This is a genomic window from Chondromyces crocatus, from assembly GCF_001189295.1.
GTDB classification, from domain to species: Bacteria; Myxococcota_A; Polyangia; order Polyangiales; family Polyangiaceae; genus Chondromyces; species Chondromyces crocatus.
Map to the genome: position 1 here is coordinate 1510250 of NZ_CP012159.1, position 22664 is coordinate 1532913.

Below are 22664 nucleotides of genomic sequence, written 5' to 3' on the forward strand. Positions count from 1 at the left end.
TCTCATGCGCGCCGAGGGGTCGGCAATTCCCGCTCGCTCAGCGCATCGCGTGGCGGAACTGCGTGGCCAGGGCGTCGTCTTCCATCATCCGGGCCGTCCAGTGGTGCTGGCTGGCCATGACGTCGGCGAGGGTGAGGCCCATCCGCGCGAGGGCTTTCGGGGCGTCGTCGGTCCGTTGCAGGACCCGGGCGACCTCGATGAAGCGTTCGAAGGAGAGTACGGTCTTCGCGCGAGCGCGCTGGGCCTGGACGAAGGCGTCGGCGTAGGCGGCCATGAGGCGGGGGATGCCGGCTTCGTCTTCTTCGTCTTCTTCGGCGATGCGCGCTTGCCAGGCGTCGTCGAGTGCCTCCCAGCCGGCTTCGTCGAGGCCATGGGCCGACAGGATGGCCGCTCGGTTCGCGGACGGGCTCGCGAGCGCCACGGCGAGGGCGGCGTAGGCCTTCACGTCGCCGGCGAGGTCCGCGCGAGGAGCCATGGGCCGAGGGTATCATCGGGCTCGCTGGCGCTGTGGCACGTTGCAGGAGGGGCTGGTCTTCCCGCGCCACGGCGGACACGTTAACAAACCGGGTACCCGTGAGCCCCTCCGAGCCTCCCTTCGACCGGCCCGAGCAGCGTCCCTCGACCGCTGGTCACGCTGCGGATTTCTCTGCGTTACATCGCATTCTGGAGGAGGCTCACGCCGAGCTGCGCCGCGCGGCTGTGCTGCTCGAGCGTGTCGAGGAGCCGCCGTTCGACCCGGTTCCTCCTGCCCGCGCCATGGAGCGCGCGCTGGCGAGTCTCTACGATGCCTTCGATGCCCGTCGGGAGCCGGGGGATGCCAGCCAGCGCGTGATCGCACACGTCGACGAGGCGGTCGCGTTCCTGGAACGTACGCGCCTCGGTGGGATACCTGGGACTGCAAGCATGCCGAGCCACGGGGGGGTGGCCAGCGCAGACCGTGGCGCCGTGGGTGACGGCAGCGATCCGGTGACACGCATCGGTGAACATCTCGGCAATGCGCGCCGCGCCCTGGCCCGTGGCTTCGGTGTGGCCGGCAGTGTGCCTGGTCCATGGCCTCGCGCCCTCCAGCCGCTCCGGGCCAGCATCGATCTTCCTCGACTGCACGATGTGGCGCGGCCGTCGCTCGTGCCTCCCCTCGACGTCGAGGCGCTGACGCCCACCCATGCGGTCGCGCTGCCGCCGCCGATTCCGCCTCCGCGATCCTTCGACGAGCTGCGGGATGCGGTGGCCACCCTCAAGCAGCGTGCGCAGGCAGCGCGCGAGAAGACCGCGGAGCCCCCTTCGCTCCGTCCCTCGGTGCCTCCTCCGATCGCGACGGCGCCGACGCCTTCGCCGCCGGGTCTGGCGTTGCGCTTCGACCCCGCGCTCGACGAGGGGGCGTTTCTGCGCGAGCGCGCCCGCACGGCGTTCGACGAGATCGCGATGGCGGCCATGCAGCGGATGCCGCTGCCAGGAGATCCCTGGCGTGGGTCGCTCGTCCTCGAGCGTCGCCTCCTGGCCTCGCTCGATCTGCTCGCGTCGCTCGGGGCTCCGGCGATCGCGCATGTGCCTCGCTTGCTCGCCGACTTCCCGGTCAAGGATCCGAGCCGGGTGTTCGCTGCCAGCTTGATCCTCGGCTCGTTCGCTGGTCGCGATGCGCTGGCGGCCGCAGAGCGCGCGCTCTTCGGCGCCAGTGGGCTCGATGAAGACACGGCCGTCGCGGTGGGCGCGGCTCTCGCCGTCGCGCCGCACGAGCTCTTGCCGCTTGCGCTCCGCTCGTTGCTCCGGGACGCCGAGCCCTGGGTGCGTGCCGTGGCCGTGGATGTTCTCGGCCGTCGTGGCCTCGCGACCGCCGAGGAGCTGCACGCCGCAACCCGTGATGATCCTCGCGTCGCGGTGCATGCGATCGTTCACCTGGCGGTGAGCTTCGGGGTCGCTCCGCAGGGGGGCTTCGAGCCTCACCTCACCGCGGACGATGTCGGGCTGCGCCATGCTGCGCTCCATGCCGTGGCGCTCGCGGGGGATCCGGGGCGTCTTGCGCGGCATCTCGATGGCGCGCCCGAGGGGGCGGACGCGGGGATTTCGGCGCTGCTCCTCGCGCTCGCGGGGGACGAGATCGACGCCAGTCGCCTCATGGAGCGGGCTCGCCAGCGGCCGACGCCCGCGTTGCTGGCGGCCCTCGGCTGGGCTGGGGCCGTTCCGGCCGTGGGTCTGCTGCTGGAGATGCTCTCCAGTGCGCGTGAGGAGCTGCGCGTCGCTGCGGCAGGGGCGCTCGACCGGATCACGGGTGCGGGTCTCTGGGAGGAGGTGGAGGTCGCTGCCGAGAGCCTCGACGTCGCCGTGCCTCCGACGCCCGAGCTCGGGGAGCCTCGGCGTCCGCGGCTGGCCCAGATCGTGAGTGATCCGCGGGACCGACCCGAGGCGCCGGCGCCGGATCGCGTGGAGCGGCCTTCCACCGATCCGGTCCGCTGGCGCGCGTTCTGGGAGGAGCGGGGGGCAGCGTTTCCCGTGCAGGCGCGTCACCGGATGGGGCAGCTCTACACGCCGATGGTTTCGCTCCGGGAACTCGACGAGGCACCGCGCTCGGTCGAGGAGCGTCGGCTCCTTCAGGTGGAGCTGGTCGTGCGCACGGGGGGGGTCGTTCCTTTCGATCCTCGTGACTTCGTGGTCACGCAGGAGCGGGCTCTCGGTGCGTGGGGAGGTCCCGCCCGGGCGGCGTCCGGGAGCCCGGGGCGCTGGTCACGGCCCGCTCGAAAGCGCGTTTGAGCCGGCAGGGGCCGTCACGACCATGGCGGCCCGCTCTCCGCCATCGCTGCCGGAGAGCGAGAGCAGGCGGTGGTGGGGGGCGTGGCCTCGCCGGAAGCCTTCGACGCCCAGCGCCAGGTGGAGGGGCACCACGGCGGCGCCGAGATGGCCGAGGCGCTGCGCTGGGCTGTCGATGTGCTGCGGGGGGCCGAAGTGGGCCTGGGTCCGGGTGAGCACGGCCTGGTGCTCGAAGTGGCGGAAGGTCTCGAAGCCGAGATCGGTCAGGATCCAGCCGACGCGGTCGGTCTCGCTGGTGAAGGGGGCGAGGGCGCTGCGGACGGCGGCGGTCAGTCCGGTGGCGCGGAAGGCGGAGACGTCGTTGTCGGGTCGCGCTTCTTCGAATCCGGTCGCCACGGTGAGCAGGCGCGCGCGCTCTTTCCAGGCGAGGCGGCGCAGGTGCGCGGGGTCGGCGAGCACGACGAAGGCGGCGCCTTCGCCCGGGAGGACGGCGGAGAGATGGTCGGGGGGTCGGAAGAGGCGTCCCGCGCGTTCGAGGCGCGCGATCCGCGCGGGATCGTAGTCGGTGTGGACGCCGCCGAGGATGGCGAGGTCGAGCTGACCGGAGGTGAGCGCGGCGGCGAGGGCGGGCAGCAGGTATCCCGGTCCTGCGGGGCCGCGCGCCGAGACTTCCAGCTCGACGTGCAAGGAGCGCTGCCGGGCCTGGCGGACCAGATCGGAGGCGATCCAGCCGCCCTGGGTGGGGTCGACGTCTTCGTCGAGGCAGAGGGCGAGGCGTGCGCGCAGGGGAGGGGTCGCGGCGTTGTTCGCGCTGCTCGCGGTGTTCGCGCCAGGGTGCAGGCCGAGGCCGTCGAGGGCTTCGGCGAGCGCGGGGCCGGCGAGGGCGAGGGCGCGCGCTGCGCCGGTGAGCCGGGGGTCGAGGGTGGGCAGGAAGCACATGGTGATCTGCTCGCCCTCGGCGTCGACGAGCGCTGCTTCGCGCATGGCGGGCATGCCCGCGCGCACCGAGAATGCCGTCTGGGGTGCGTCCAGGCCGAGGGGGGTCCGCGCTCCGACCGAGACCACGGACGCGAGGGTCATCGGGGCACCTGGCGCTCTCGGACGCGCACCCGGGCTTCTCGCAGGCGTCTCGGGGCGGGCACGCTGGCGCGCCACACGAGTTCGACGGTCACGGGTTTCTCGGGGCCAGCTTCGTACAGATCGAGGAGCACGGTGTCGAGGTGGGGGGCGAAGGCGATGGGGTCTCGGTCGGGGATGCGGAAGTCGATCTCGAGGGTGATGCGCGGCAAGGTGAAGGACACGGCGCCTCCACCTCGGGTCAAGTTGAGCAGGCGCACCAGTTCGCCGCCGACGAGCGGGGGGTCGGCGATCAGGCCGGGGGATGCGCAGAGGTTGTGCCGGTCGTCGAAGTCGTCGGGCATGAGGGGGGCCTTGAACGACTGCCAGGTCTCGTCGTAGGTGCCGGCGTACTGGCGTCGGGGTTCCCAGCTTCTGCCGACGACGCCGAAGCCCGCGGGAGGGGGGCGGGTGCGCACCGAGCGGATGGGGTGCGCTGGGTCCTCGATCGAGGGGGCTTCCTGGTGGGTGAGGGCGGAGGGGTGACGGACGACGCCTCGTCCGATGGGGTTTCGTGCTTCTTCGAGGGGGGGGGCAGGGGGGTCGTCGTCGCGACCTCCCCAGGCGTGGTCGTAGCGGAGTTCCATCTCCAGCACGGGGGCCGGGGGGGTGAGGGCGCGGCCATCTTCGACCCAGAGGCGTCGGCCGAAGATCACGAGGGACTTTTTCAGCGGGCCGACCTCGACGCGGACGTCGAAGGACGGCACGGGGTCGTCGCCGGGGGCGTGTGCCTTCGCGACGAGGACCACGTCGGTGCCGGGTTTGCGGAGGCATACGTCCGCGGGAAACACGATGCTCTCCGGCTGGGTTTTCTCCCAGGGGATGTCGGCGAAGCGGATGCCGCGTGTTCGTGCGGGGGGGGCGAGTTCGAGGGCGCCGTCGTCCTGGAGTTCGAAGGTCGCTTTGACGATCGCCGCGAGCTTTTCGCCGTCGCGATCGAGCAGGACCTGCGGATGGACCACGAACTCGGTGGCATTGTCGACGCGCGGTTGGTCCACGGTCTGGTGGTACCGTAACCCTGCGGCGGGGTGTAGTGGAGGGTGGGGGAGCTTCCATTCCTTCCGGCGGGACGACCGGGAAGGGGACTCGAGGAGGGGGGCGAGTTCCTGGCTGGACGTTCCCGGAGTTTGCAGTGAGCCTCCCGGAGTTTGCAGCGAGCCTCCCGGAGTTTGCAGTGAGCCTCCCGGAGTTTGCAGTGAGCCTCCCGGAGTTTGCAGCGAGCCTCCCGGAGTTTGCAGTGAGCCTCCCGGAGTTTGCAGTGAGCCTCCCGGAGTTTGCAGCGAGCCTCCGGGAGTTTGCAGTGAGCCTCCGGGAGTTTGCAGTGAGCCTCCGGGAGTTTGCAGTGAGCCTCCGGGAGTTTGCAGCGAGCCTCCGGGAGTTTGCAGCGAGCCTCCCGGAGTTTGCAGCGGGCCTCCCGGAGTTTGCAGCGGGCCTCCCGGAGTTTGCAGCGAGTTTCCCTCGGTGGCGGGGGGGCAACGCTTCGACAGCAAGGGAACGGTAGCATCGTCCACCCGCCAGTCGAATCCTCGGCTCCTCTCCGTGCCTTCACCGCAAGCACCGCGGTCCTGCTGCTTCCCACCCCCTGCTCCACTTGCGGAGTCCCCCGGCCGTGAGGGGTCTCCTCCCCGCTGCCTTCCTCTCGTCTCCTTGCGCTCGGCGAGTCGTCACGATGCGCTCGGCGAGATGGCTCCAGATGCCCCGGCGAGGTGCCCCCCTCCGTCGCTGAACGGATGCCGCTTGCAGAAATTGCCGTGCCGAAGTGCTCTCCTGCGCCAGACTCTTGCGCGCCGACGGGGAGGCGCAGGTGATGTCGCCCTGGCAGGTGGTCGTCACGCCAGCAGGCGGGGCGAGGAGGAAGAGAGAATGTCGTACGTGTTTCTAGCGATTGCGATCATCGGGGAGGTGATTGCGACGTCTGCAATGAAGGCCTCGAACTCCTTCACCCGTCTGTGGCCTTCCGTGATCGTCGTGTGCGGTTATGCCGTGGCGTTCTATTCGCTCTCGCATGCGATCCGCACGATCCCGCTCGGCATCGCTTACGCGCTCTGGTCCGGGGTGGGCATCGTGCTCATCACCGTGGCGGCGTACCTGCTGTACTCGCAGCGGCTCGACACGCCGGCGCTCATCGGGATGAGCTTGATCATTGCCGGGGTGCTGGTGATCAACCTCTTCTCGAAATCGACGGCGCACTGACCTCGGCGCACTGACCTCGGCGTGCTGGGGGCTGCGTGCTGGTCGGGGGGAGGGGGCCGCCGCGTCAGAGGTTCTGGATGTGGACGCGCTGGACGTCGGGGAGTTTCTCGATCTGATCGACGAGGCCGCCGATGCCGATGCTGTCGGGGAGGAGGACTTCGAAGGTCACGGCGAGGCGACGCTTTTCGTCGAAGCGGCGCTCGTACTCCATCTTGTTCACGCGCATGCCCAGGGCGCCGACGGCGTCGACGAGCTGACTCGCCGTCTGGCCTCCGGCGCCCAGCACCACCGTCACGCGGTGGCGGGTGGCGCTGTCGTTCTTGTCTTCGAAGCGCCGCAGGACCGTGAGGGCGATGACGCCGAACAGGGTCACCGTGGTGCTGACGACGAACATGCCGGCGCCGGCGGCGAGCCCGATGGCGGTCACCAGCCACAGTCCGGCGGCCGTGGTGAGGCCTTGCACGGTGGCGCCCGTGCGCAGGATCGCGCCGCCCGCCAGGAAGCCGATGCCGGAGACGACGGAGGCAGCGATGCGGGAGGCGTCGACCTCGGTGAGGTCGTCCTTTCTGTAGCCCTGGAAGTAGACGAAATGGGCCGAGACGACCATGAAGGTGGCGGCGGTCATCGCGACGAGGAGGTGCGTCCGGAGGCCCACCGGTCGGCCGTGGCGATCGCGCTCGTAGCCGATGACGCCGCCAAGGGCTGCGCCGACGGCGATGCGCAGCACGAGATCGGCCGGGCCGACGGGCATCATGAGGGGACGCGCTCCGGGGGGGCGGGCGTCATGAGGGGATGCGCTGCGGGTGGGCGGGCATGGGCTCGGGGACGAGGGGCGACATGAGGGAGACGCCTCGCGTCGCTGCGGCGTGCGTGGGCCGACGCTGCTGGCTGCCCGCGCGTTGTGTCGTGTGCCGCGGTCGGCGCGTCGACGCATCCGGCTGACGAGCGGCCAGACGAGCGGCCAGACGAGCGGCCATCGGGCTCCATGGGTTCTGGTTGTCCCCGTCGGGGGCAGGGTTGTCAACCGCGGAGCCGATCGCGGCGGGCGGCGCCACGCGAGCCGCTCGACAGGATATCTGCCCGTGCGCTAGGGCTTTTGTGGTGTCGCTCATGGACGTCCTGCTGCTCGCTGCGCTCCAGAGCGTCGCAGAGGTCCTGCCGATCTCGGCGTCGGCTCACGCTCTGGCTGCGCGGATCTGGCTGGGTCTGGAGCACGATCCCACGCCGTTTCTCGCTGCCGTCCGGCTCGCGGCGGCGGCGGCGGTGATCGTGCTCGCGCGGCAGACGCTGCTCGCTGCGCTGGGGGAGGCGTTGCGGGCCATTGCGCGGCCCGCGCTGTTCCGGGCTTCACCAGGGGCTCGGGATGCGGTGCTGCTCGCGCTGGGGTCGGCGGTGAGTCTCGGGGTCAGTGCTTCGCTGCGGCCTTATGTGACGCTGTGGGCGGAGGCGCCGCTGGCGCAGGGGCTCGGTCTGGTGGTCTCGGGGGCGGCGATCGCGGGGGCTGCGCTGGCGCCGCCGGCCGAGGAGCGGGGGGAGAGTCCTTCGCTGCTCGGGATGCTGGTCGCGGGGGTGGCTCATGGGGTGGGTCTGGCGCCGGGGGCGACTGGGATCGGGGGGGCGCTCGTGGTGCTGATCTGGCTGGGGTTGCGGCCGGTGCGCGCGCTCGAGCTGGCGCTCGCGTTGACGGTGCCGGCATTGATCGTGGAAGGGCTGCAGGCGCTGGGGGCTCCCGGGATCGGTGTGGCTTCGTTCGCGGTCGGGCTCTGTGTGGCGTTCCTCGGGGCGCTGGGGGCGGGGGTGGTGTTGCGGGGTCTTCTGGAGCGGCGGTTCATGGCGGCGCTGTCGCTGTGGATGATTCCTCTGGGGCTCGCGACGACGGCGTATGCGCGGGCGTTGCCAGGGGTGGCTTCGGGCGAGGGGCTTCGTGGGGAGGTGGTGGCGGGCGCTGAGAAGGTCGGGCGCGAGGAGGCGGCGGTCGCGGCGACGGGTGGGGAGGCGCGGAGCGGTGCGGAGGGGCGGCGTTCGCTTCCGGTCTTCGCGTCGACGGGGGATCCGCGCTAATCGTCCCTGTCATGTCCGACCAGGCACCGACCGTCGTCGCTCTCATCCTCGCTGGTGGCGCAGGCACTCGTTTCTGGCCTGCTTCGCGCGCGGTGCGGCCGAAGCAGCTGTTGCCCTTGGTCGGGGAGGAGCCGCTGCTGCGGGCGACGGTGCGGCGGGTGCTGCCGGTGTGTCATCCGGAAGCGGGGAAGACGGCGTGGGGGCGGGTGCTGATCGCGACGGGGAGCCATCTGGCAGAGGCGACGCAGGCGTTGCTGCCGGAGCTGCCGGCCGGGAATCTGCTGGTGGAGCCGGTTCCGAGGAACACGGCGCCGTGCATCGGGTGGGCGGCGGCGCGCATCGCGAGCGAGGATCCGGAGGCGGTGGTTGCGGTGCTGCCGAGTGATCACCATGTCGCCGACGTCGAGGAGTTCAGGCGGGTGCTGGGGGTGGCGGCGCGTGCGGCGGGGCAGGGGACGATCACCACGGTGGGGATCCGGCCGACGCATGCGGAGACGGGGTTCGGGTACATCGAGACGGGGAAGGAGCGGGGGGAGGGGGTGCGGGGGGAAGGGGTGCTGGAGGCGCTGCGGTTCGTGGAGAAGCCCGATCGGGAGCGGGCGGAGGGGTTCCTCGCGAGCGGGCGGTTTCTGTGGAACGCGGGGATGTTCTTCTTCCGGGCGGGGGACATGATGGCGGCGATCCGGGCCCACATGCCGGCTCTCGCTGCGGGGCTGGAGGAGATCGTCGCCGCGGCGAAGCGGGGGCCCGAGGCGGAGCGGGAGGCGCTGGGGCGGGTGTTTCCGGTGCTGCCGGCGGTCAGCATCGACCACGGGGTGATGGAGCACGTGGAGACGCTGTCGGTGGTGCCGGGGGACTTCGGGTGGAGCGATGTCGGCAGCTTCAGGACGGCGTGGGAGCTGGGGGCGAAGGACGCGGCGGGGAATGTGGGACCGGAGAAGGCGGTGCTGCTGGATGCGCGCGACAACTTGATCCTGGATCTGCGGGAGAGCCGGGGAGACAAGCGGGTGATCGCGCTTCTGGGGGTCGCGGGGCTGTGCGTCGTGGAGACGGAGGATGCGCTGCTGGTCGTTCCTCGGGAGCGGGCGCAAGACGTGAAGCAGGTGGTCGACGCCCTGAAGGCGCGGGGGGACGGGGACCTGGTGTGAGCGGGCGGTGCTCGTCGTGGCGCGAGCGCGTGGCGTGAGCGCCGTGCGAGGCGTGCGTGCGTGAGCGTCGTGAGCGCGTGGCGTGCGTGAGCGTCGTGAGCGCGAGGGGCGGTCAGAGCACTTGCGCGATGATCTCGTCGAGGCTGGCTTCGTCGACGATGGCCGTCAGGTAGGCGGCGACCTTGCCCTCCTTGTCGAGGACGACGAGGGTGGGCAGCTTGTCGATGCCGTAGTGCGCTGACGCATTGCGTTCGTCGTCGACGAGGATGGGATAGGTGAGGCCTTTGCGGGCGGCGTACTGGCTGGCGACGGCGGGGGGGTCGTCGACATTGATGCCGAGGACGACGAGGCCCTTCTTCTCGTAACGCCTGGAGATGCGCTCGAGGATGGGGGCCTGGACGGCACAGGGGCCGCACCAGCTCGCCCAGAAATCCAGAATCACCGCCTGGCCCTGGAGGTCGCGGAGCTGCATTCGCGCGCCGGCGTCGCCATTGGCGGCGACGGGAAGCACGATGTCGGGTCCTGGCTTGCCGACCAGGGAATGACCTCCGGGCGCGAGCCGCGGGAGGACGGCGAGGCCGAGCAGGGCGCTGAGCGCCAGAAAGGCGGCGATCGCCGGGTACAGGAATTTCCCAGAGGCGTCGTCCTGGCGGTGCATCGTGGTCAAGCTCATAGCAAAACTTTCGGCCCGTGCCCGAGCGTCTCTGGTACGGTCTCGCCGGTTACCATGCAGGAACGCCCCACCCATTCTCGTGAAAACCCCTCGGCGTTGCGCAAGCGGCGCCTGCCGCCCGGTCTGCTGGCTGCCAAGTGGCCGCCGGACGACAATGACTTGCCGGAGGAGCCGCCGGGCCCGGGGGGTGGAGGTGGGGCGAACTTCGGGGACGAGGGGAACTTCAAGAAGGGGCGCTTCAACCCGGTGACGGTGTTCGTCGGGGTGCTCCTCGTCGCAGGTGCGGCAGCGGCCATCTGGTTCGGCATCCGTCAGGAGAGCCAGAAGATGACCGTGGAGCAGATCGCCACGGAGAAGAAGAACATCTTCGTGCTGCCGCAGAAGGATCAGATCCCGCTGTGGAAGAAGTGGGCGACGAGCCCGGTGGAGCCGAAGCTCCAGCAAGAGGCGTTGATCCAGCTGGCGTGGGCCGATGACCCGGAGGGGCCGGTGATCGCGACGAAGGCGCTGGAGCAGAAGGATCACCGGATCCGCGGTGTGGCGTCGCAGGTGCTGGCTCATTACGGGTCGCCGCGCGCGGACGGCGCGAAGACGATGCTGCTGCAGGTGCTGAAGGAGGCCGACGAGAGCGACAAGCCGCAGATCGTCTGGGCGCTGGCGGTGCTGAAGGAGCCGGCGGCGTTCCAGGACGCGATGGGGGAGTACCGCAAGGGGCACCTCGCGAAGGTGGAGCGGCTCGGCGGGGGTGTGGCGTTCGATCCGGAGAAGCTGGCGAGCATGGTGTCGCTGGACGAGCTGGCGAAGCTCGCGACGGACGAGAGCGCGTCGGTGCGGCAGCTGGTGGCGACGGTGGTGTCGCGGAATCCGGAGCCGAAGTGGACCGATACGCTGATCAAGCTGGTCGAGGACAAGGACATCGAGGTCGCGCGCGAGGCGGCCAACGGGCTGGGGCGCATCGGCGACGACAAGGCGCGGAAGCCGCTGCTCGATGCGCTGAAGGCCGCGGACAAGGACAGCCGTCAGCGGTTCCTGGAGGCGCTGCGCGACGGTATCGGGGGCGAGGGGCTGGTGCTCGCGCTGGACAGCGTGAAGAGCGATACGCCCGAGCAGCAGTGGTTCCAGACGAAACAGATCTTCGAGATGCTGCGGCAGCTCGCAGACCCGCGGTCGGCGGATGCGCTGGTGGCGTGGGTGGAGAAGACGAAGCCGCCGCTGCACTGGCAGGGTGAGGCGGGGACGCGGCTCGCAGAGGTCGGTGATGTGCGCGCGGCGAAGCTGCTCGGGGAGCGGATGCTGGCGGACCCGACGAAGCTCTATGTGCAGGAGCGGTTCTGGGAGGCGGACGAGGGGGGTCACCTCTCGCGCACGGATCTGCCGCGGGTGGTGGCGTCGCGCATGCTCGCCGACCTGGCGGTGATCCACGGGGACAAGCGGGATGACCTGAAGAAGGCGGCAGAGGACAGCGTGATCCTCTGGATCAAGGATCGTCCGCAGCCGCATGCGAACGGGCTGCGGTTCCTGGCGACGGTGCGGTCGGAGAAGATCAAGACCCAGCTGCGGGAGTGGGCGTTCCCGAAGGATCCGCTGCCGAAGGAGGGGGCGCAGCCGCCGTTCCCGATGGCGTTCGAGACGGCGCAGAGCGCGCTGCGGTACATCGGTCGGGCGCGGGATGAGGATTCGTTCCCCAAGCTGCTGGAGCAGTTCAAGCGCAAGCCCGACAAGCAGATGGACATCACCCAGGAGGGCCTGCAGGGCGCCGGGCTGGCGATGATGGGCATGGCGCTGCGCGCGGTCGCTTATGGCGCGGCGCAGGGGCTCGCGGAGTTCGGTGATGCGAAGGCGGTGAAGCCGCTGATCGAGTTCATCGAGGACGAGACCTGGCACGAGGAGGCGCGCTCGGAGGCGTGCCTGGCGCTGGGCTGGTCGGCGGACGAGAAGACGATGCTCGAGGTGGCGAAGAAGGCGAAGGACTTCGCTGCGAAGAAGGAGCTGCGCAAGCAGTGGATCGGGGCGTGCTACGCGAACGCGCTGTCGGTGCGGCCGGTGCCGGGCGCGGGATCCGATCTGGCGGATCTTCTGACCGCGGATGTGGATCTCGGGGTGCGGATGGCGATCTCGCGCGCGATTGGCGCAGGTGGGGTCGACGAGGCGCTGGCCGAGAAGCTGATGGCGAAGATCAAGGACGAAGAGGTGCGGAACGCGGCAGCGCTGGCGTTGATCCTGGGTGGGTCGACGGACATCGCGGCGCGGACCGTGGCGATGTTCGGTGACTACGACAAGAGCGCGCTCGACGACCTGAAGGACCACTACTACCGGGCGTTCGGGTACTGGTCGGACGAGGACTTCACGCGCGGGACGCTGTTCCGGTACGTGTCGAACGCGGAGTCGGTGGCGCGCATCAAGGTGCACGAGGTGCCGCAGGACTGGACGCGGCAGCGGTTGCAGTCGCAGTTCGACAACCTGCAGTACGACAACGGGCCGCACTCGGAGACGCGCGTGGTGCTGCGCTACCGGCTGTGGCAGGCGGCGAAGGGGGATGACGCGGCCCGGAGGAAGGGCGCGATCATGACGCTGAAGTTCATGAAGGAGCGCGGTGTGCTGATGGCGCTGCGTCAGGAGGCGGGCGAGGCCGGCGCGCTCGCGAAGCAGGCGTTCCACGAGCTGATGAACCCGAAGATGCTGCCCGCAGAGGATCTGAGCGGGCTGCAGCCGAAGAAGACCGACGGTGATGCCGTCAACGTCAAGATGAAGTAGAGGTGCATCATGGCGGGATGGCGGGACGAGCTGGTCGAAGCGGTCAAGACGAAAGCCGAGCGTGAGGCGGAGGAGGTCGCACGCCACAAGAAGCGGGTCGCGGAGGCGCTGAGCGCTGCTGAGCTGGCGCTGTCGCTCGGGTCGGAGGCGCTGCGCTTCACCGGGGAGAAGCTGAAGGAGAAGGAGCAGGCGGTGGAGCTCGCGGAGGAGGCGGACAAGATCCGGCTCGCGCTCGGCGAGGTCAGCGTGACGCTGGAGCTGCTCCGGGAGTCGGCAGTGGTCCGGGTGACGTTCGCGGATGGGAAGCCGCGGGAGTTCGACTTCGCGAAGGATCGGCACATCGCGCCGCCCGACGTGGAGGAGTACATCGGTCGGCGGGCGCTGGAGTTCGTGCGGGCAGCGCAGAAGGCGAATCCCTGGTGAAGGTCGTGACATCTCCTCGTCGTCGCTGGCTGCGGGCCGGCTTGCCCTCGCTCGGGTTGGTGGCGGTCCTCGCTGCTTGTTCGGCTCCGCCCGCTGCGTCTCCGCCTGCGGTCGCGCAAGCGCCCGTGGCGGGGTCCGCCGCGGTGCCGGGACCGGTGGCACTGGCCATCGGGCCGGATGCTGCGGGGGCCGCGCGGGTGAAGGCGGACGTCGTGGCGTTGACGACGCAGGAGATGGATGGCCGGGGGACGGGGACGGAAGGGGCGCGGCTCGCGGCGGAGTTCGTCGCGCGCCGGTTCGCAGAGCTCAAGCTGTCACCGCTGGGGGATGCGGGGCCCGAGGGGCAGGCGTTCCTGCAAGCGTTCGAGGCGCGGGTCGGCGCGGAGGTCGAGGCGCCGACGCTCTCGGTGGTGCGCGGCAAGCAAGCGACGCCGGTCGATGCGAAGGCGGTGACGACGGCGGACGGGAGCGAGTCGGCGACCGTCGAGGGGCCCGCGGTCTTCGTGGGGCACGGGATCTCGGCACACGCGCTCGGCTGGGACAGCTACGCGGGCGCGGAGGTGAGCGGGAAGGTGGTGGTGGTGCTCGCGGGGGCGCCGGCGATCGAGGGGGCGGGTCAGAAGGATCCGCTGCGCGATTTCGGGAGCGCTCGGTACAAGCTGCGCACGGCGCGGGAGCACAAGGCGGCGGGGGTGGTGCTCGTCGTGGAGGGGGAGGAACTGCCGAAGGCGCCGCACGATACGAGCGGGATGGGGGTGCCGGCGGTGGTGATCACGCGGTCGGCAGCGGAGAAGCTCTTCCCCACGGCGAAGCTGCGCGACAAGGGGACGTGGCAGGCAACGAAGGCGCAGCCGGCGAAGCCGCTCGCTGGGGTGCAGCTGCGGATCGCGACGAAGGTGACGCCGAAGCTGGCGAAGGCGTGGAACGTGGTGGGGCTTTTGCCTGCGCGGGAGGGGTCGCCGCACGCGGGGGAGTTCGTGGTGGTGGGGGCGCACTACGATCATCTCGGTCACGGGGGGTCGAATTCTCGGAAGCCGGGATCGACGGAGATTCATCACGGCGCGGACGACAATGCGTCGGGTACGGCGCTGATGATGGAGGTGGCGCGCCGGATGGCGGCGCTGCCGGCGCGTCCCGATCGAGGGGTGGTGTTCATCGGGTTCGGGGCGGAGGAGCTGGGGACGCTGGGGTCGCGTCACTTCGTGGAGAATCCGCCTGCGCCGGTGGGGGCGATCAAGAACGTGGTCGCGATGATCAACGCGGACATGGTCGGGCGCTTGCGTGAGGACAAGCTGCTCGTCGATGGGGTGGGGACGTCGCCGGGCTGGGGACCGGTGGTGAAGGGCGCGAGCGAGGGCTTGAAGTTCGAGCTGGCGCAGGGAGCCGAGGGGTTCGGGGCGAGCGATCACGCGCCGTTCACGGCGGCGCGGGTGCCGGTCGCGTTCCTGTTCACCGGGGTGCACGAGGACTACCACCAGCCGAGTGACACGGCCGAGAAGATCAATGCGGAGGGGATGGAGCGCATCGCGACGCTGGCAGGTCGGATGGCGCTCGCGGTGACGCAGCAAGGGGAGCGGCTTCCCTTCGTGGATGCGCCCGCCGATCCTCACCGCAAGGGCGGTCGGTCGGGTTTCCGTGTCTCGGTGGGGACCGTTCCCGACTATGCGTACCAGGGCAAAGGGCTGCGGCTGACGGGTGTGCGTCCCGACTCGCCGGGCGCCCGCGCGGGGATGCAGGCCGGCGATGTGGTGGTGAAGATCGGGTCCCACGAGATCACCAACATTCACGACTACATGTTCTCGCTCGGTGAACTCGAGCCCGGGCGAGAGGTGGTGATCGAGGTCGAGCGGGGCGGCGCGCGGGTGCCGCTCAAGGTGATCCCGGCTCCCGGCTCCCGATGAAACATCGCTTTTCTCCCTTCGCCACGGCCAGCGCCGTGGCAGGGCTCTCGCTTTTCACGTCACTGTCGGTGTTCTCGGGCTGCTCCCGGCAGGAGTCGGGCGACGGGGAACCCGTGGCGCCGGCGGCTTCGACCGCGCAGGTGGAGGCCCAGGTTCCTGCTGGGGCCAGCTCGGGTGGGACGGAGCCTGCGTCCTATGCCGGGACAGCCCGCGCGGGGGAAGGGAGCGCTGCGGAGCCTGCGGCCGCGGTGGCGAGCGCGCAGGCCATGGCTGGGCCGCCGGATGTCGATGGCGATGGGTTCCCGGGATCGTCGAAGGGGTGTCCCGCCGACATGGTGCTCGTGGAGGGGAACTACTGCCCCGAGGTGTTGCAGCGCTGTCTCCGGCACCACGAGGAGTTCGAGCGCGATCAGGCGAAGAAGAAGCGCCGCGAGGAGAAGGGGGAGCCAGCGGGGAGCTCCACGGTGAGTGAGCGCTGCCTTGAATACGAGGCGCCCTCGGTCTGTCTCTCCAAGACGAGGCGTCCGATGCGGTTCTGTGCGGATCGGTACGAGTGGCCCAACCAGAAGGGGGAGCTGCCCGCGCTGCTCATTTCGTGGACCGATGCGAAGAAGACCTGCGAGTCCGTCGGCAAGCGGCTCTGCACCGAGGAGGAGTTCAACTTCGCGTGCGAGGGGGAGGAGATGCTGCCGTACACGAACGGGTACGTGCGTGATCCTGCAAAATGCAGCATCGACAAGCCGTACCGCAAGCGTGAGCACAAACTCCGCAAGTACGATCGGTGCATGCAGGATCCGCGCTGCAAGGCGGAGCTGGAGAAGCTCGATCAGCGGCTGCCGGTCGGTTCGCTGCCGGAATGTGTGTCTCCGTTCGGTGTTTACGATCTGAACGGGAACATCAACGAGTGGGTGATGCGGCCTGGCAAGAAGTACCCGGATCGGAGTGGTCTCAAAGGCGGCTGGTGGGGCCCGGTGCGCGGTCGCTGTCGGCCGACGGTGGGGTTCCACAAGGAAGACGACTACGGGTACGAGGAGGGCTTCCGCTGTTGCAAAGAGGCGGAGCCGTAAGGTGAGCGGGCTGGCAGCGTTTTACGAGGCCGAGGAGGCCCTGGCGGGCACGCCGTCGAGGGGTCGTCGAGCGGCCATTGCAGGCAGGGGGCTCAGCCTCTGCACCGGTGGGAGAACTTCATGAAGCGAGCCATTTCTTCGCGAATCCTGGGAAGCTTGATGGTCGTCGTGGTCGGCGCGTTCACCGTGACGTCGATCGGCTGTCGCGGGCGGGATGCGGACGATCCGGCCGGCGCTCAGGTCCAGGGGAACGCGTACGGTCAGGCGGGGCAGCAGCCGTACGGGCAGCAGCCGTACGGGCAGCAGCAGCCGTACGGGCAGCAGCAGCCGTACGGGCAGCAGCAACCGTATGGGCAGCAGCAACCGTATGGGCAGCAGCAGCCGTACGGGCAGCAGCCTTACGGCCAACCGGCGCCCACGGCGACTGCGCCGGCCGCGGCTCCGGCCAATCCGCTGGCGTTGCCTTGTCAGAGCGACGTCACCTGCGGCACGCACAAGTGCAACCTGCAGACGGGCCGTTGCTCCTTCCCCTGCGCGGCCAGCACCGACTGCAACGCAGGCTTCGGCTGTGCGGCGGGCGTCTGCATTCCCGGCGTGCAGTGAGCCCTGGGCGCCCCCGGCGTCCCGTGGTCGGGGGGAATCACCCCCGACCGGGGATCGGGGTGTGCTCGATGCGTTCGTCCAGGTGATCGAGGAGATCCTGGATGGGCGCGAGGTGCTCCGAGGTGACCTCGATGAAGCCCTCGGCCCCGAGCAGCGCCGTCGCGGCGACGCGTAGTTCGTCCGATGGATGGAGGAGCGCCGTCTGGACGGCGCGGATCTTCTCGACGGGGGTGCGCACCGTGGCGGCGATCATGTCGCTGGGGATGGGGCCCGCGGTGGCGAGCATGCGCACGGGGACGTCACCCCAGCCTGCGCGTCGAGGGCGGCTGCGACGGGGGTCGAGGTGGACGAAGGAGGCGCCGACGTCGGCTGCGCCTTCGAGGACGGCTTTGCCCACGGCGGCGTGCGAGCCGTAGAAGGTCTCGCTCGCGAACAGGCGGTTCAGGTCGATGCCGCGCTGGCGCAGTGAGGCGCGGATGACGAGGTAGCCAGCGGCGCTGCTCTGATCGACCCAGGCGGCGTGGGCGCCGCGGAGCTGCGCGAGGTCGCGGATGCGCGAGCTGGGATGGGTGAACAGTGCGGTGGCGTAGAACGCCGTCCCTCCGCGCATGGGCAGCGCGATGGGGATCGCGCGGCCTCGTGCGGTGGCCCGGAGGGCGATGATCGGTGGCAACCACGCGATGTCCACGTCGCCGGCGTAGAGCGCGTCGATGAGGTCTCCGTAGTCGGCCAGGTCGTGCATGACGACCGGGTAGCCAGCGGTCTTGCCGAGGGCGGCGCAGAACCGGTCGAGTGCCGGTCCTGGCTGTGGTGTCCAGCGAGCGCCAGGTGGTTGTCGTTCCGTGGTGGAGAGGACGACGCTGGAGGGGCCTGCAGCGTCTTCGGGGGCTGGGGCGACTCCGAGCCGGATATCCAGCCGTACCGTGGTTCTGTTCATGGGTCCGGCTCCGGTCGCCGGCGGTGCAAGATTGCGCGCGACCCCGCTCCGGTCAAGCCGTCACGGGGGAGCGCTGATCGTCGAGTTTCGTCGTTCGTGGAACTGATCGTGCGGGTCGGGGAGGCTCGGTCGGGGAGGCTCAGGCGGTGACGCCCGGCTGGATGCCGTTGAGCGCCATCAGCCGCGAGCGCTCGGCGTCTTTGTTGAGGCCCTGGTAGCGAGCGTCGAGCTTGGTGACGTCGAGCTTCAGGATGCGGCCGTAGAGGTGGAAGGCGATGGCGAGCACGCCAGGGTAACACTCCGCCTTCACCCGCTCCTCGTAGTACGGGTACGCCGCTTCGTGGAAGCTGCGCAGGTTGTAGAAGGGGATGCCGGGGTACTTGTGGTGCTCGTTGTGGTAGCTGACGTTGTTCCAGAGGAAGTTGAAGAAGTGCGCGCTCGTGCCGTAGGTGCGTGAGCTGTAGGCGTCGTCGTCGTGAGGGAGCATCTCGTAGTGCTCGATCATCGACGTGAGGCTGGCGAGCGCGGCGCCGAAGAGGAACGGCACGCCGTAGAAGAAGACGAAGACCTGGAGCGGCAGCAGGTAGAAGGCGGTGGCGATGATGGCCCACCAGCCGACCAGCTCGAGGACCATCTGCACGCGCTGCCACGCGCTGAGACGCTTCACGTACCGCGACATCTGGGTCGCGAAGTAGATGGGGTACGCGAACGAGTAGACGACCAGCAGGAGGATCTTCGCGAGCAGCGGGTTGCGCGTGTAGTCCGTGACGACGAAGTTGTCGACGTCAGGGTAGCTGTTCGTGATGCGGTGATGGTGCAGGTGGTAGTTGCGGTAGAGCGTGACGCTCATGCCGCTCGGCGCCCAGCAGACCAGCGCGATGAGGTACGAGAGGCGCTTCGAGCGGGCGCAGTTGCCATGGACCGCGTCGTGCGCGATGGCGCCGAGACCGCGGATCAGGTTGGCGATGAAGAACCCGATCAGGAGGCCGATGGGGATGGCGAAGGCGTGATCCCGCGTTGCATAGAGGACCCACGTCGCCGCACCCCAGAGTGCGAAGTGAAGCGGGATCTTCAGCAGATGCAGGGGCTTTCTCTCGTAAGCTCGACGCAACAGCTCCTGCGGTACCGCTTCCATTCCGGCCATGATTCGGCTCCTTACGACGGCGCTCCCCCAGCGCGGGGCGGAACTTCTCAAATGCGCCCCGAGAAGACAAGAATGGACCGGCGCTTCAGCAAGGTCGTGAGCGCGAATCGAACTACGCAGCCGCCTTGAGGCGGCGCCCGTTTGCCGGTAGACCCCACGGATGCCGACCCGGACCGAGACCGACAGCTTTGGGCCGATCGAGGTGGACGACGGGAAGTACTGGGGCGCCCAGACGCAGCGCTCGTTGCAGAACTTCCCCATCGGGCGTGAGCGATTTCCCCGCGAGATGGTGGCCGCGCTGGGCCTCGTCAAGAAGGCGGCGGCGATGGTCAACCACGACCTCGGGCTTCTGCCCGAAGTGAAGTTGAACCTCATCGTCGCGGCGGCGGACGAGGTGATCTCGGGGCAGCTCGACGACCACTTTCCGCTCGTCGTCTGGCAGACCGGCAGCGGCACGCAGACGAACATGAATGTCAACGAGGTGATCGCGAACCGTGCGATCGAGCTGGCGGGTGGTGTGAAGGGGTCGAAGAAGCCGGTCCACCCGAACGATGACGTGAACCGGTCGCAGAGTTCGAACGACGTCTTCCCGACGGCGATGCACGTGGCCGCCGCGCTCCAGGTCGAGGATCACCTTCTGCCCGCGGCGCGTGTGCTTCGAGCGACGCTCGCCGAGAAGAGTGAGGCGTTTCGCGATGTGGTGAAGATCGGTCGGACGCACCTGCAGGATGCGACGCCGCTGACGCTGGGGCAGGAGTTCTCGGGCTGGGTGGCGCAGCTCGATGCTTGCATCGCGGGGGTGGAGCGCGCGCTGCCCGGGCTTCACGAGCTGGCGCTCGGTGGGACGGCGGTGGGGACGGGGCTCAATGCGCATCCGGAGTACGCGGTGCGCGTGGCGGCGCAGATCGCGACGCTGTCCGGTCGAGGTTTCGTGACGGCGCCGAACAAGTTCCAGGCGCTCGCATCGCACGATGCGCTGCTCCTCGCGCATGGTGCGCTCCGGACCCTCGCCGCGAGCTTGATGAAGATCGCCAATGATGTCCGGTGGCTCGCGAGTGGTCCGCGCTGTGGGCTCGGGGAGCTCATGCTGCCTGAGAACGAACCGGGCAGCTCCATCATGCCGGGCAAGGTGAACCCGACGCAGTGCGAGGCGATGATCATGGTCTGCTGCCAGGTGCTCGGGAACGATGTCGCGGTGGGGATCGGTGGCGCGAGCGGAAACCTGGAGCTGAACGTGCTGAAGCCGGTGATCATCCACAACGTGTTGCAGTCCATCCGGCTGCTGGCGGACGCGATGCTGTCCTTCGAAGAGCGGTGCGCTCGTGGGATCGAGCCGGATCTGGATCGCATCGCGCGCGGGGTGCGGGAGAGCTTGATGCTGGTGACGGCGCTGACGCCGAAGACGGGGTACGACGCGGCGGCGAAGATCGCGCGCAAGGCGCACACCGACAGGATCACGCTGCGCGAGGCGGCCATCGCGCTCGGGATCCTCTCGGGAGAGGAGTTCGACGCGATCGTGAGGCCGGAGGATATGATCGGGCCCGGATAGCGAGCTCGGAGAGGCTATGCGGACACTCTGTATCGATGTCGGTGGGTCGGGCATCAAGGGAATCGTTGTCGACGCGACGGGAGGGCCGCTCACGGAGCGGCTGCGGTTGCCGACGCCGCGACCTGCGACGCCGGAGGCCGTGCTGCGGGTCCTGTCGGACGTGATCAAGTCGCAGGGGGATTTCGAGCGGGTGTCGATCGGGTTCCCGGGGGTGGTGGTGGATGGGGTGATCCACACGGCCTTCAACCTGGATCACGCGGCGTGGAGCGGGTTTCCGCTGGGCCAGGAGGTCGCGAAGCGCGTGGGGCGGCCGGTGCGCGTGGCCAACGATGCCGACATCCAGGGGCTCGACGTCATCCAGGGGCAGGGGCTGGAGATGTTGATCACGCTCGGGACCGGGATGGGGGCGGCGCTCTACATCGAGGGCAAACTGGTCCCCAACCTGGAGCTCGGGCATCACCCGTTCCGGAAAGGGAAGACGTACGAAGAGCGGGTCTGCAATGCGGAGCGCAAGCGCATCGGGCACGCGCGGTGGAACAAGCGGGTGCGTCAGGTGATCGCCCAGCTGGAACCGATCTTCAATTACCGGCGCCTGTACGTGGGGGGTGGAAACGCGCGCCATGTGGATCCGGACGGGCTCCCGGAGCATGTGGTCGTGATCGACAACATGGCCGGGCTGCTCGGCGGGACGAAGCTCTGGGACTGAGCGGGGGCCGTCGGGTCAGGGAGGGGGGAGGGGGAAGCGCACGCCGAGGCCGGGGAGCACGCCGGTGTCCCACCGGCCGAAGGTGGTGCTCCGCTCTCGGAACACGACTGGCTCGGCGAACACGCGCACGGTTCGCCAGTGATGCAGGGTCGTGGTGTTGGGCTCGGGGACCTGCGCGGGGGCGCCGGGCTCACCGGGATTCGCCTGCGCCTCGGGTGAGGGCTCCCGTGCTGGTTCCTCCTGCGGAGGCACCGCTGCGGCGGCTTGCTGGGCGGCGCTGAGTTGTTGCCGCACGTCCTCTACGACCTCGACCCAGTCGCGGCCGAGCTGTCTGGGGGGGATCCCTTCGAGGACCGAGTCGCCTTGGAGCTTGACGCGTTGCTCGCTGGGGACCGTTGCCGCTGGAGCTGCTGGTTTGGTGGGACCCACCAGCGTCTTTTCCGTCTGCGCAGCGGCCATTCCGGCACCTGCAAGTGCCGCTGCGAAGAGCGCCAGACCGAGTGTCCTGCTCGCACCTACCATGCGCCTACCTCCTTTTCGAGCGCCCGCAGGCGCACGGGTGAGACCCAGTTCGTGGAGGCTGGCAGCCCGGACCATGCCGGTTGCCAAGCCCAGTCGAGGTGGGCGGTGACCCACTACGGCCGGGCTACAACTAGAATAGGCTGGAAGTCGGCCAGGGGAAGGGGAGCTTCCGGCCTGAGCGTCGAAAAGACATGGCCGGATGCGTCCGTGAAGGAAGGGAGCGACCGTGCGCGATCAGCCGCGCGCGGCCATGGCCTTCTGCAAGGTGACACCCATCTCGGCAGGGCTCGGCGAGACGAGCACGCCAGCGGCTTCGAGGGCCGCGGTCTTCTCGGCCGCCGTGCCCTGGCCACCCGCGATGATCGCGCCGGCGTGTCCCATGCGCTTGCCGGGCGGTGCGGTGCGGCCCGCGATGAAGCCGGCCACGGGCTTCTTCATGTTGTTCTTGATCCACTCGGCGGCGCGCTGCTCTGCGGTCCCGCCGATCTCGCCGATCAGGATGACGCCGTGCGTCTCGGGATCCTCGTTGTAGAGCTTGAGGACGTCGATGAAGTCGAGGCCCGCGACGGGATCGCCGCCGATGCCGACGCAGGTGGACTGTCCGATGCCGAGGGCGGAGAGCTGCCCGACGGCCTCGTAGGTCAAGGTGCCCGATCGCGAGACGACGCCGATGTTGCCCTTCTTGTGGATGTGGCCCGGCATGATGCCGATCTTGCACTCGCCCGGCGTGATGACGCCTGGACAGTTCGGGCCGACGAGGATGGTGGACTTGCCCTCGAGGAAGCGGCGGATCTTCACCATGTCGAGGACCGGGACGCCCTCGGTGATGCAGATGACGACGCGGCAGCCAGCTTCGGCGGCCTCGGCGATCGCGTCGGCGGCGCCGGGAGGCGGGACGAAGATGCAGGAGACATCCGCCCCTTCGCTGCGCACGGCCTGCGCGACCGTGTCGTAGATCGGGACCTTGTCTTCGAAGCGCTGCCCTCCGCGGCCAGGGACGACGCCCGCGACCACCTTGGTGCCGTACTCGATGCAGGCCCGGGCGTGCTGCGAGCCGAAGGCGCCCGTGATGCCCTGGAAAACGACCCGCGTGTCCTTGTTGACGAGGATGCTCATCGCTGACTC

21 protein-coding genes are annotated in these 22664 nt (G+C 69.5%); 12 read left to right on the top strand and 9 right to left on the bottom strand.

The features are described from left to right. Positions 1-37: 37 nt before the first annotated feature. On the bottom strand, positions 38-475 hold the full coding sequence (locus CMC5_RS05635) for a hypothetical protein (protein ID WP_050429449.1): 438 nt from the start codon (positions 473-475) through the stop codon (positions 38-40). A gap of 98 nt (positions 476-573) precedes the next feature. Between CMC5_RS05635 and CMC5_RS05640 the strand changes: the two genes are divergently transcribed. Then, positions 574-2745: a hypothetical protein gene (locus tag CMC5_RS05640; RefSeq protein WP_156338241.1), complete on the top strand. Its 2172-nt coding sequence runs from the start codon at positions 574-576 to the stop codon at positions 2743-2745. Here the strand turns inward: CMC5_RS05640 and CMC5_RS05645 are convergent. Both CMC5_RS05645 and CMC5_RS05650 read right to left on the bottom strand, forming a co-directional pair. Beyond that, positions 2719-3822 (bottom strand): hypothetical protein, encoded by a 1104-nt coding sequence (locus CMC5_RS05645; RefSeq protein WP_156338243.1) that lies wholly within the window; start codon positions 3820-3822, stop codon positions 2719-2721. The genes CMC5_RS05640 and CMC5_RS05645 overlap by 27 nt on opposite strands. Next, positions 3819-4856, bottom strand: coding sequence for a DUF2169 family type VI secretion system accessory protein (locus CMC5_RS05650; RefSeq protein WP_050429451.1), 1038 nt, complete (start codon positions 4854-4856; stop codon positions 3819-3821). Before CMC5_RS05650 ends, CMC5_RS05645 begins: the two co-directional genes overlap by 4 nt. Before the next feature lie 134 nt (positions 4857-4990). On the opposite strand from CMC5_RS05650, the gene CMC5_RS05655 reads away from it, so the two are divergent. Together CMC5_RS05655 and CMC5_RS05660 are read left to right on the top strand one after the other, a co-directional pair. Further along, the gene (locus CMC5_RS05655) at positions 4991-5359 is read left to right on the top strand and encodes a hypothetical protein (protein WP_063796217.1); all 369 of its coding nucleotides are present in this window, start codon (positions 4991-4993) and stop codon (positions 5357-5359) included. 362 nt (positions 5360-5721) lie between these two features. After that, on the top strand, positions 5722-6051 hold the full coding sequence (locus tag CMC5_RS05660; RefSeq protein ID WP_050429452.1) for a DMT family transporter: 330 nt from the start codon (positions 5722-5724) through the stop codon (positions 6049-6051). A 64-nt stretch (positions 6052-6115) separates the two neighbouring features. Here CMC5_RS05660 and CMC5_RS05665 read toward each other — a convergent pair whose 3' ends face one another. Continuing rightward, entirely contained in the window at positions 6116-6805 is a 690-nt protein-coding gene (locus CMC5_RS05665) for an MgtC/SapB family protein (protein ID WP_050429453.1), read from the bottom strand. 356 nt (positions 6806-7161) lie between these two features. On the opposite strand from CMC5_RS05665, the gene CMC5_RS05670 reads away from it, so the two are divergent. Then, positions 7162-8112 carry an undecaprenyl-diphosphate phosphatase gene (locus CMC5_RS05670; RefSeq protein ID WP_082363401.1) on the top strand — a complete coding sequence of 317 codons (951 nt, stop codon included), beginning with the start codon at positions 7162-7164 and terminating at the stop codon, positions 8110-8112. A gap of 11 nt (positions 8113-8123) precedes the next feature. Next, positions 8124-9260 carry a mannose-1-phosphate guanylyltransferase gene (locus CMC5_RS05675; RefSeq protein WP_050429454.1) on the top strand — a complete coding sequence of 379 codons (1137 nt, stop codon included), beginning with the start codon at positions 8124-8126 and terminating at the stop codon, positions 9258-9260. Between the two features lie 112 nt (positions 9261-9372). Here the strand turns inward: CMC5_RS05675 and CMC5_RS05680 are convergent, their stop codons facing one another. Continuing rightward, positions 9373-9933 carry a TlpA family protein disulfide reductase gene (locus CMC5_RS05680; protein WP_245678313.1) on the bottom strand — a complete coding sequence of 187 codons (561 nt, stop codon included), beginning with the start codon at positions 9931-9933 and terminating at the stop codon, positions 9373-9375. Positions 9934-9987: 54 nt separating this feature from the next. Here CMC5_RS05680 and CMC5_RS05685 point away from each other — a divergent pair, with 54 nt between their 5' ends. From CMC5_RS05685 to CMC5_RS46365, 5 genes are all read left to right on the top strand, one after another. Further along, positions 9988-12687, top strand: a complete 2700-nt coding sequence (locus CMC5_RS05685; RefSeq protein WP_050429455.1) for a HEAT repeat domain-containing protein — start codon at positions 9988-9990, stop codon at positions 12685-12687. Between the two features lie 9 nt (positions 12688-12696). Further along, positions 12697-13110: a hypothetical protein gene (locus CMC5_RS05690; protein WP_050429456.1), complete on the top strand. Its 414-nt coding sequence runs from the start codon at positions 12697-12699 to the stop codon at positions 13108-13110. Then, on the top strand, positions 13107-15011 hold the full coding sequence (locus CMC5_RS05695) for a M20/M25/M40 family metallo-hydrolase (protein WP_245678314.1): 1905 nt from the start codon (positions 13107-13109) through the stop codon (positions 15009-15011). The genes CMC5_RS05690 and CMC5_RS05695 overlap by 4 nt, the downstream gene beginning before the upstream one ends. Further along, positions 15008-16078, top strand: a complete 1071-nt coding sequence (locus CMC5_RS05700; protein ID WP_050429458.1) for an SUMF1/EgtB/PvdO family nonheme iron enzyme — start codon at positions 15008-15010, stop codon at positions 16076-16078. Before CMC5_RS05695 ends, CMC5_RS05700 begins: the two co-directional genes overlap by 4 nt. Before the next feature lie 120 nt (positions 16079-16198). Further along, positions 16199-16681, top strand: coding sequence for a hypothetical protein (locus CMC5_RS46365; protein ID WP_179955510.1), 483 nt, complete (start codon positions 16199-16201; stop codon positions 16679-16681). A 37-nt stretch (positions 16682-16718) separates the two neighbouring features. Here the strand turns inward: CMC5_RS46365 and CMC5_RS05710 are convergent, their stop codons facing one another. Both CMC5_RS05710 and CMC5_RS05715 read right to left on the bottom strand, forming a co-directional pair. Then, complete coding sequence (locus tag CMC5_RS05710; protein WP_050429460.1) at positions 16719-17618, bottom strand: phosphate/phosphite/phosphonate ABC transporter substrate-binding protein; 900 nt, start codon at positions 17616-17618, stop codon at positions 16719-16721. A gap of 139 nt (positions 17619-17757) precedes the next feature. Further along, complete coding sequence (locus CMC5_RS05715; protein ID WP_050429461.1) at positions 17758-18762, bottom strand: fatty acid desaturase family protein; 1005 nt, start codon at positions 18760-18762, stop codon at positions 17758-17760. Positions 18763-18922: 160 nt separating this feature from the next. Between CMC5_RS05715 and fumC the strand changes: the two genes are divergently transcribed. Further along, positions 18923-20311, top strand: a complete 1389-nt coding sequence (fumC, locus tag CMC5_RS05720) for a class II fumarate hydratase (RefSeq protein WP_050429462.1) — start codon at positions 18923-18925, stop codon at positions 20309-20311. A gap of 16 nt (positions 20312-20327) precedes the next feature. After that, positions 20328-21017 (top strand): ROK family protein, encoded by a 690-nt coding sequence (locus CMC5_RS05725; protein WP_050429463.1) that lies wholly within the window; start codon positions 20328-20330, stop codon positions 21015-21017. Positions 21018-21032: 15 nt separating this feature from the next. On the opposite strand, the gene CMC5_RS05730 is transcribed toward CMC5_RS05725, so the two are convergent. Both CMC5_RS05730 and sucD read right to left on the bottom strand, forming a co-directional pair. Then, entirely contained in the window at positions 21033-21539 is a 507-nt protein-coding gene (locus tag CMC5_RS05730) for a hypothetical protein (RefSeq protein WP_156338245.1), read from the bottom strand. 234 nt (positions 21540-21773) lie between these two features. Continuing rightward, positions 21774-22655, bottom strand: a complete 882-nt coding sequence (gene sucD, locus CMC5_RS05735; protein ID WP_050429465.1) for a succinate--CoA ligase subunit alpha — start codon at positions 22653-22655, stop codon at positions 21774-21776. Positions 22656-22664: the final 9 nt, after the last annotated feature.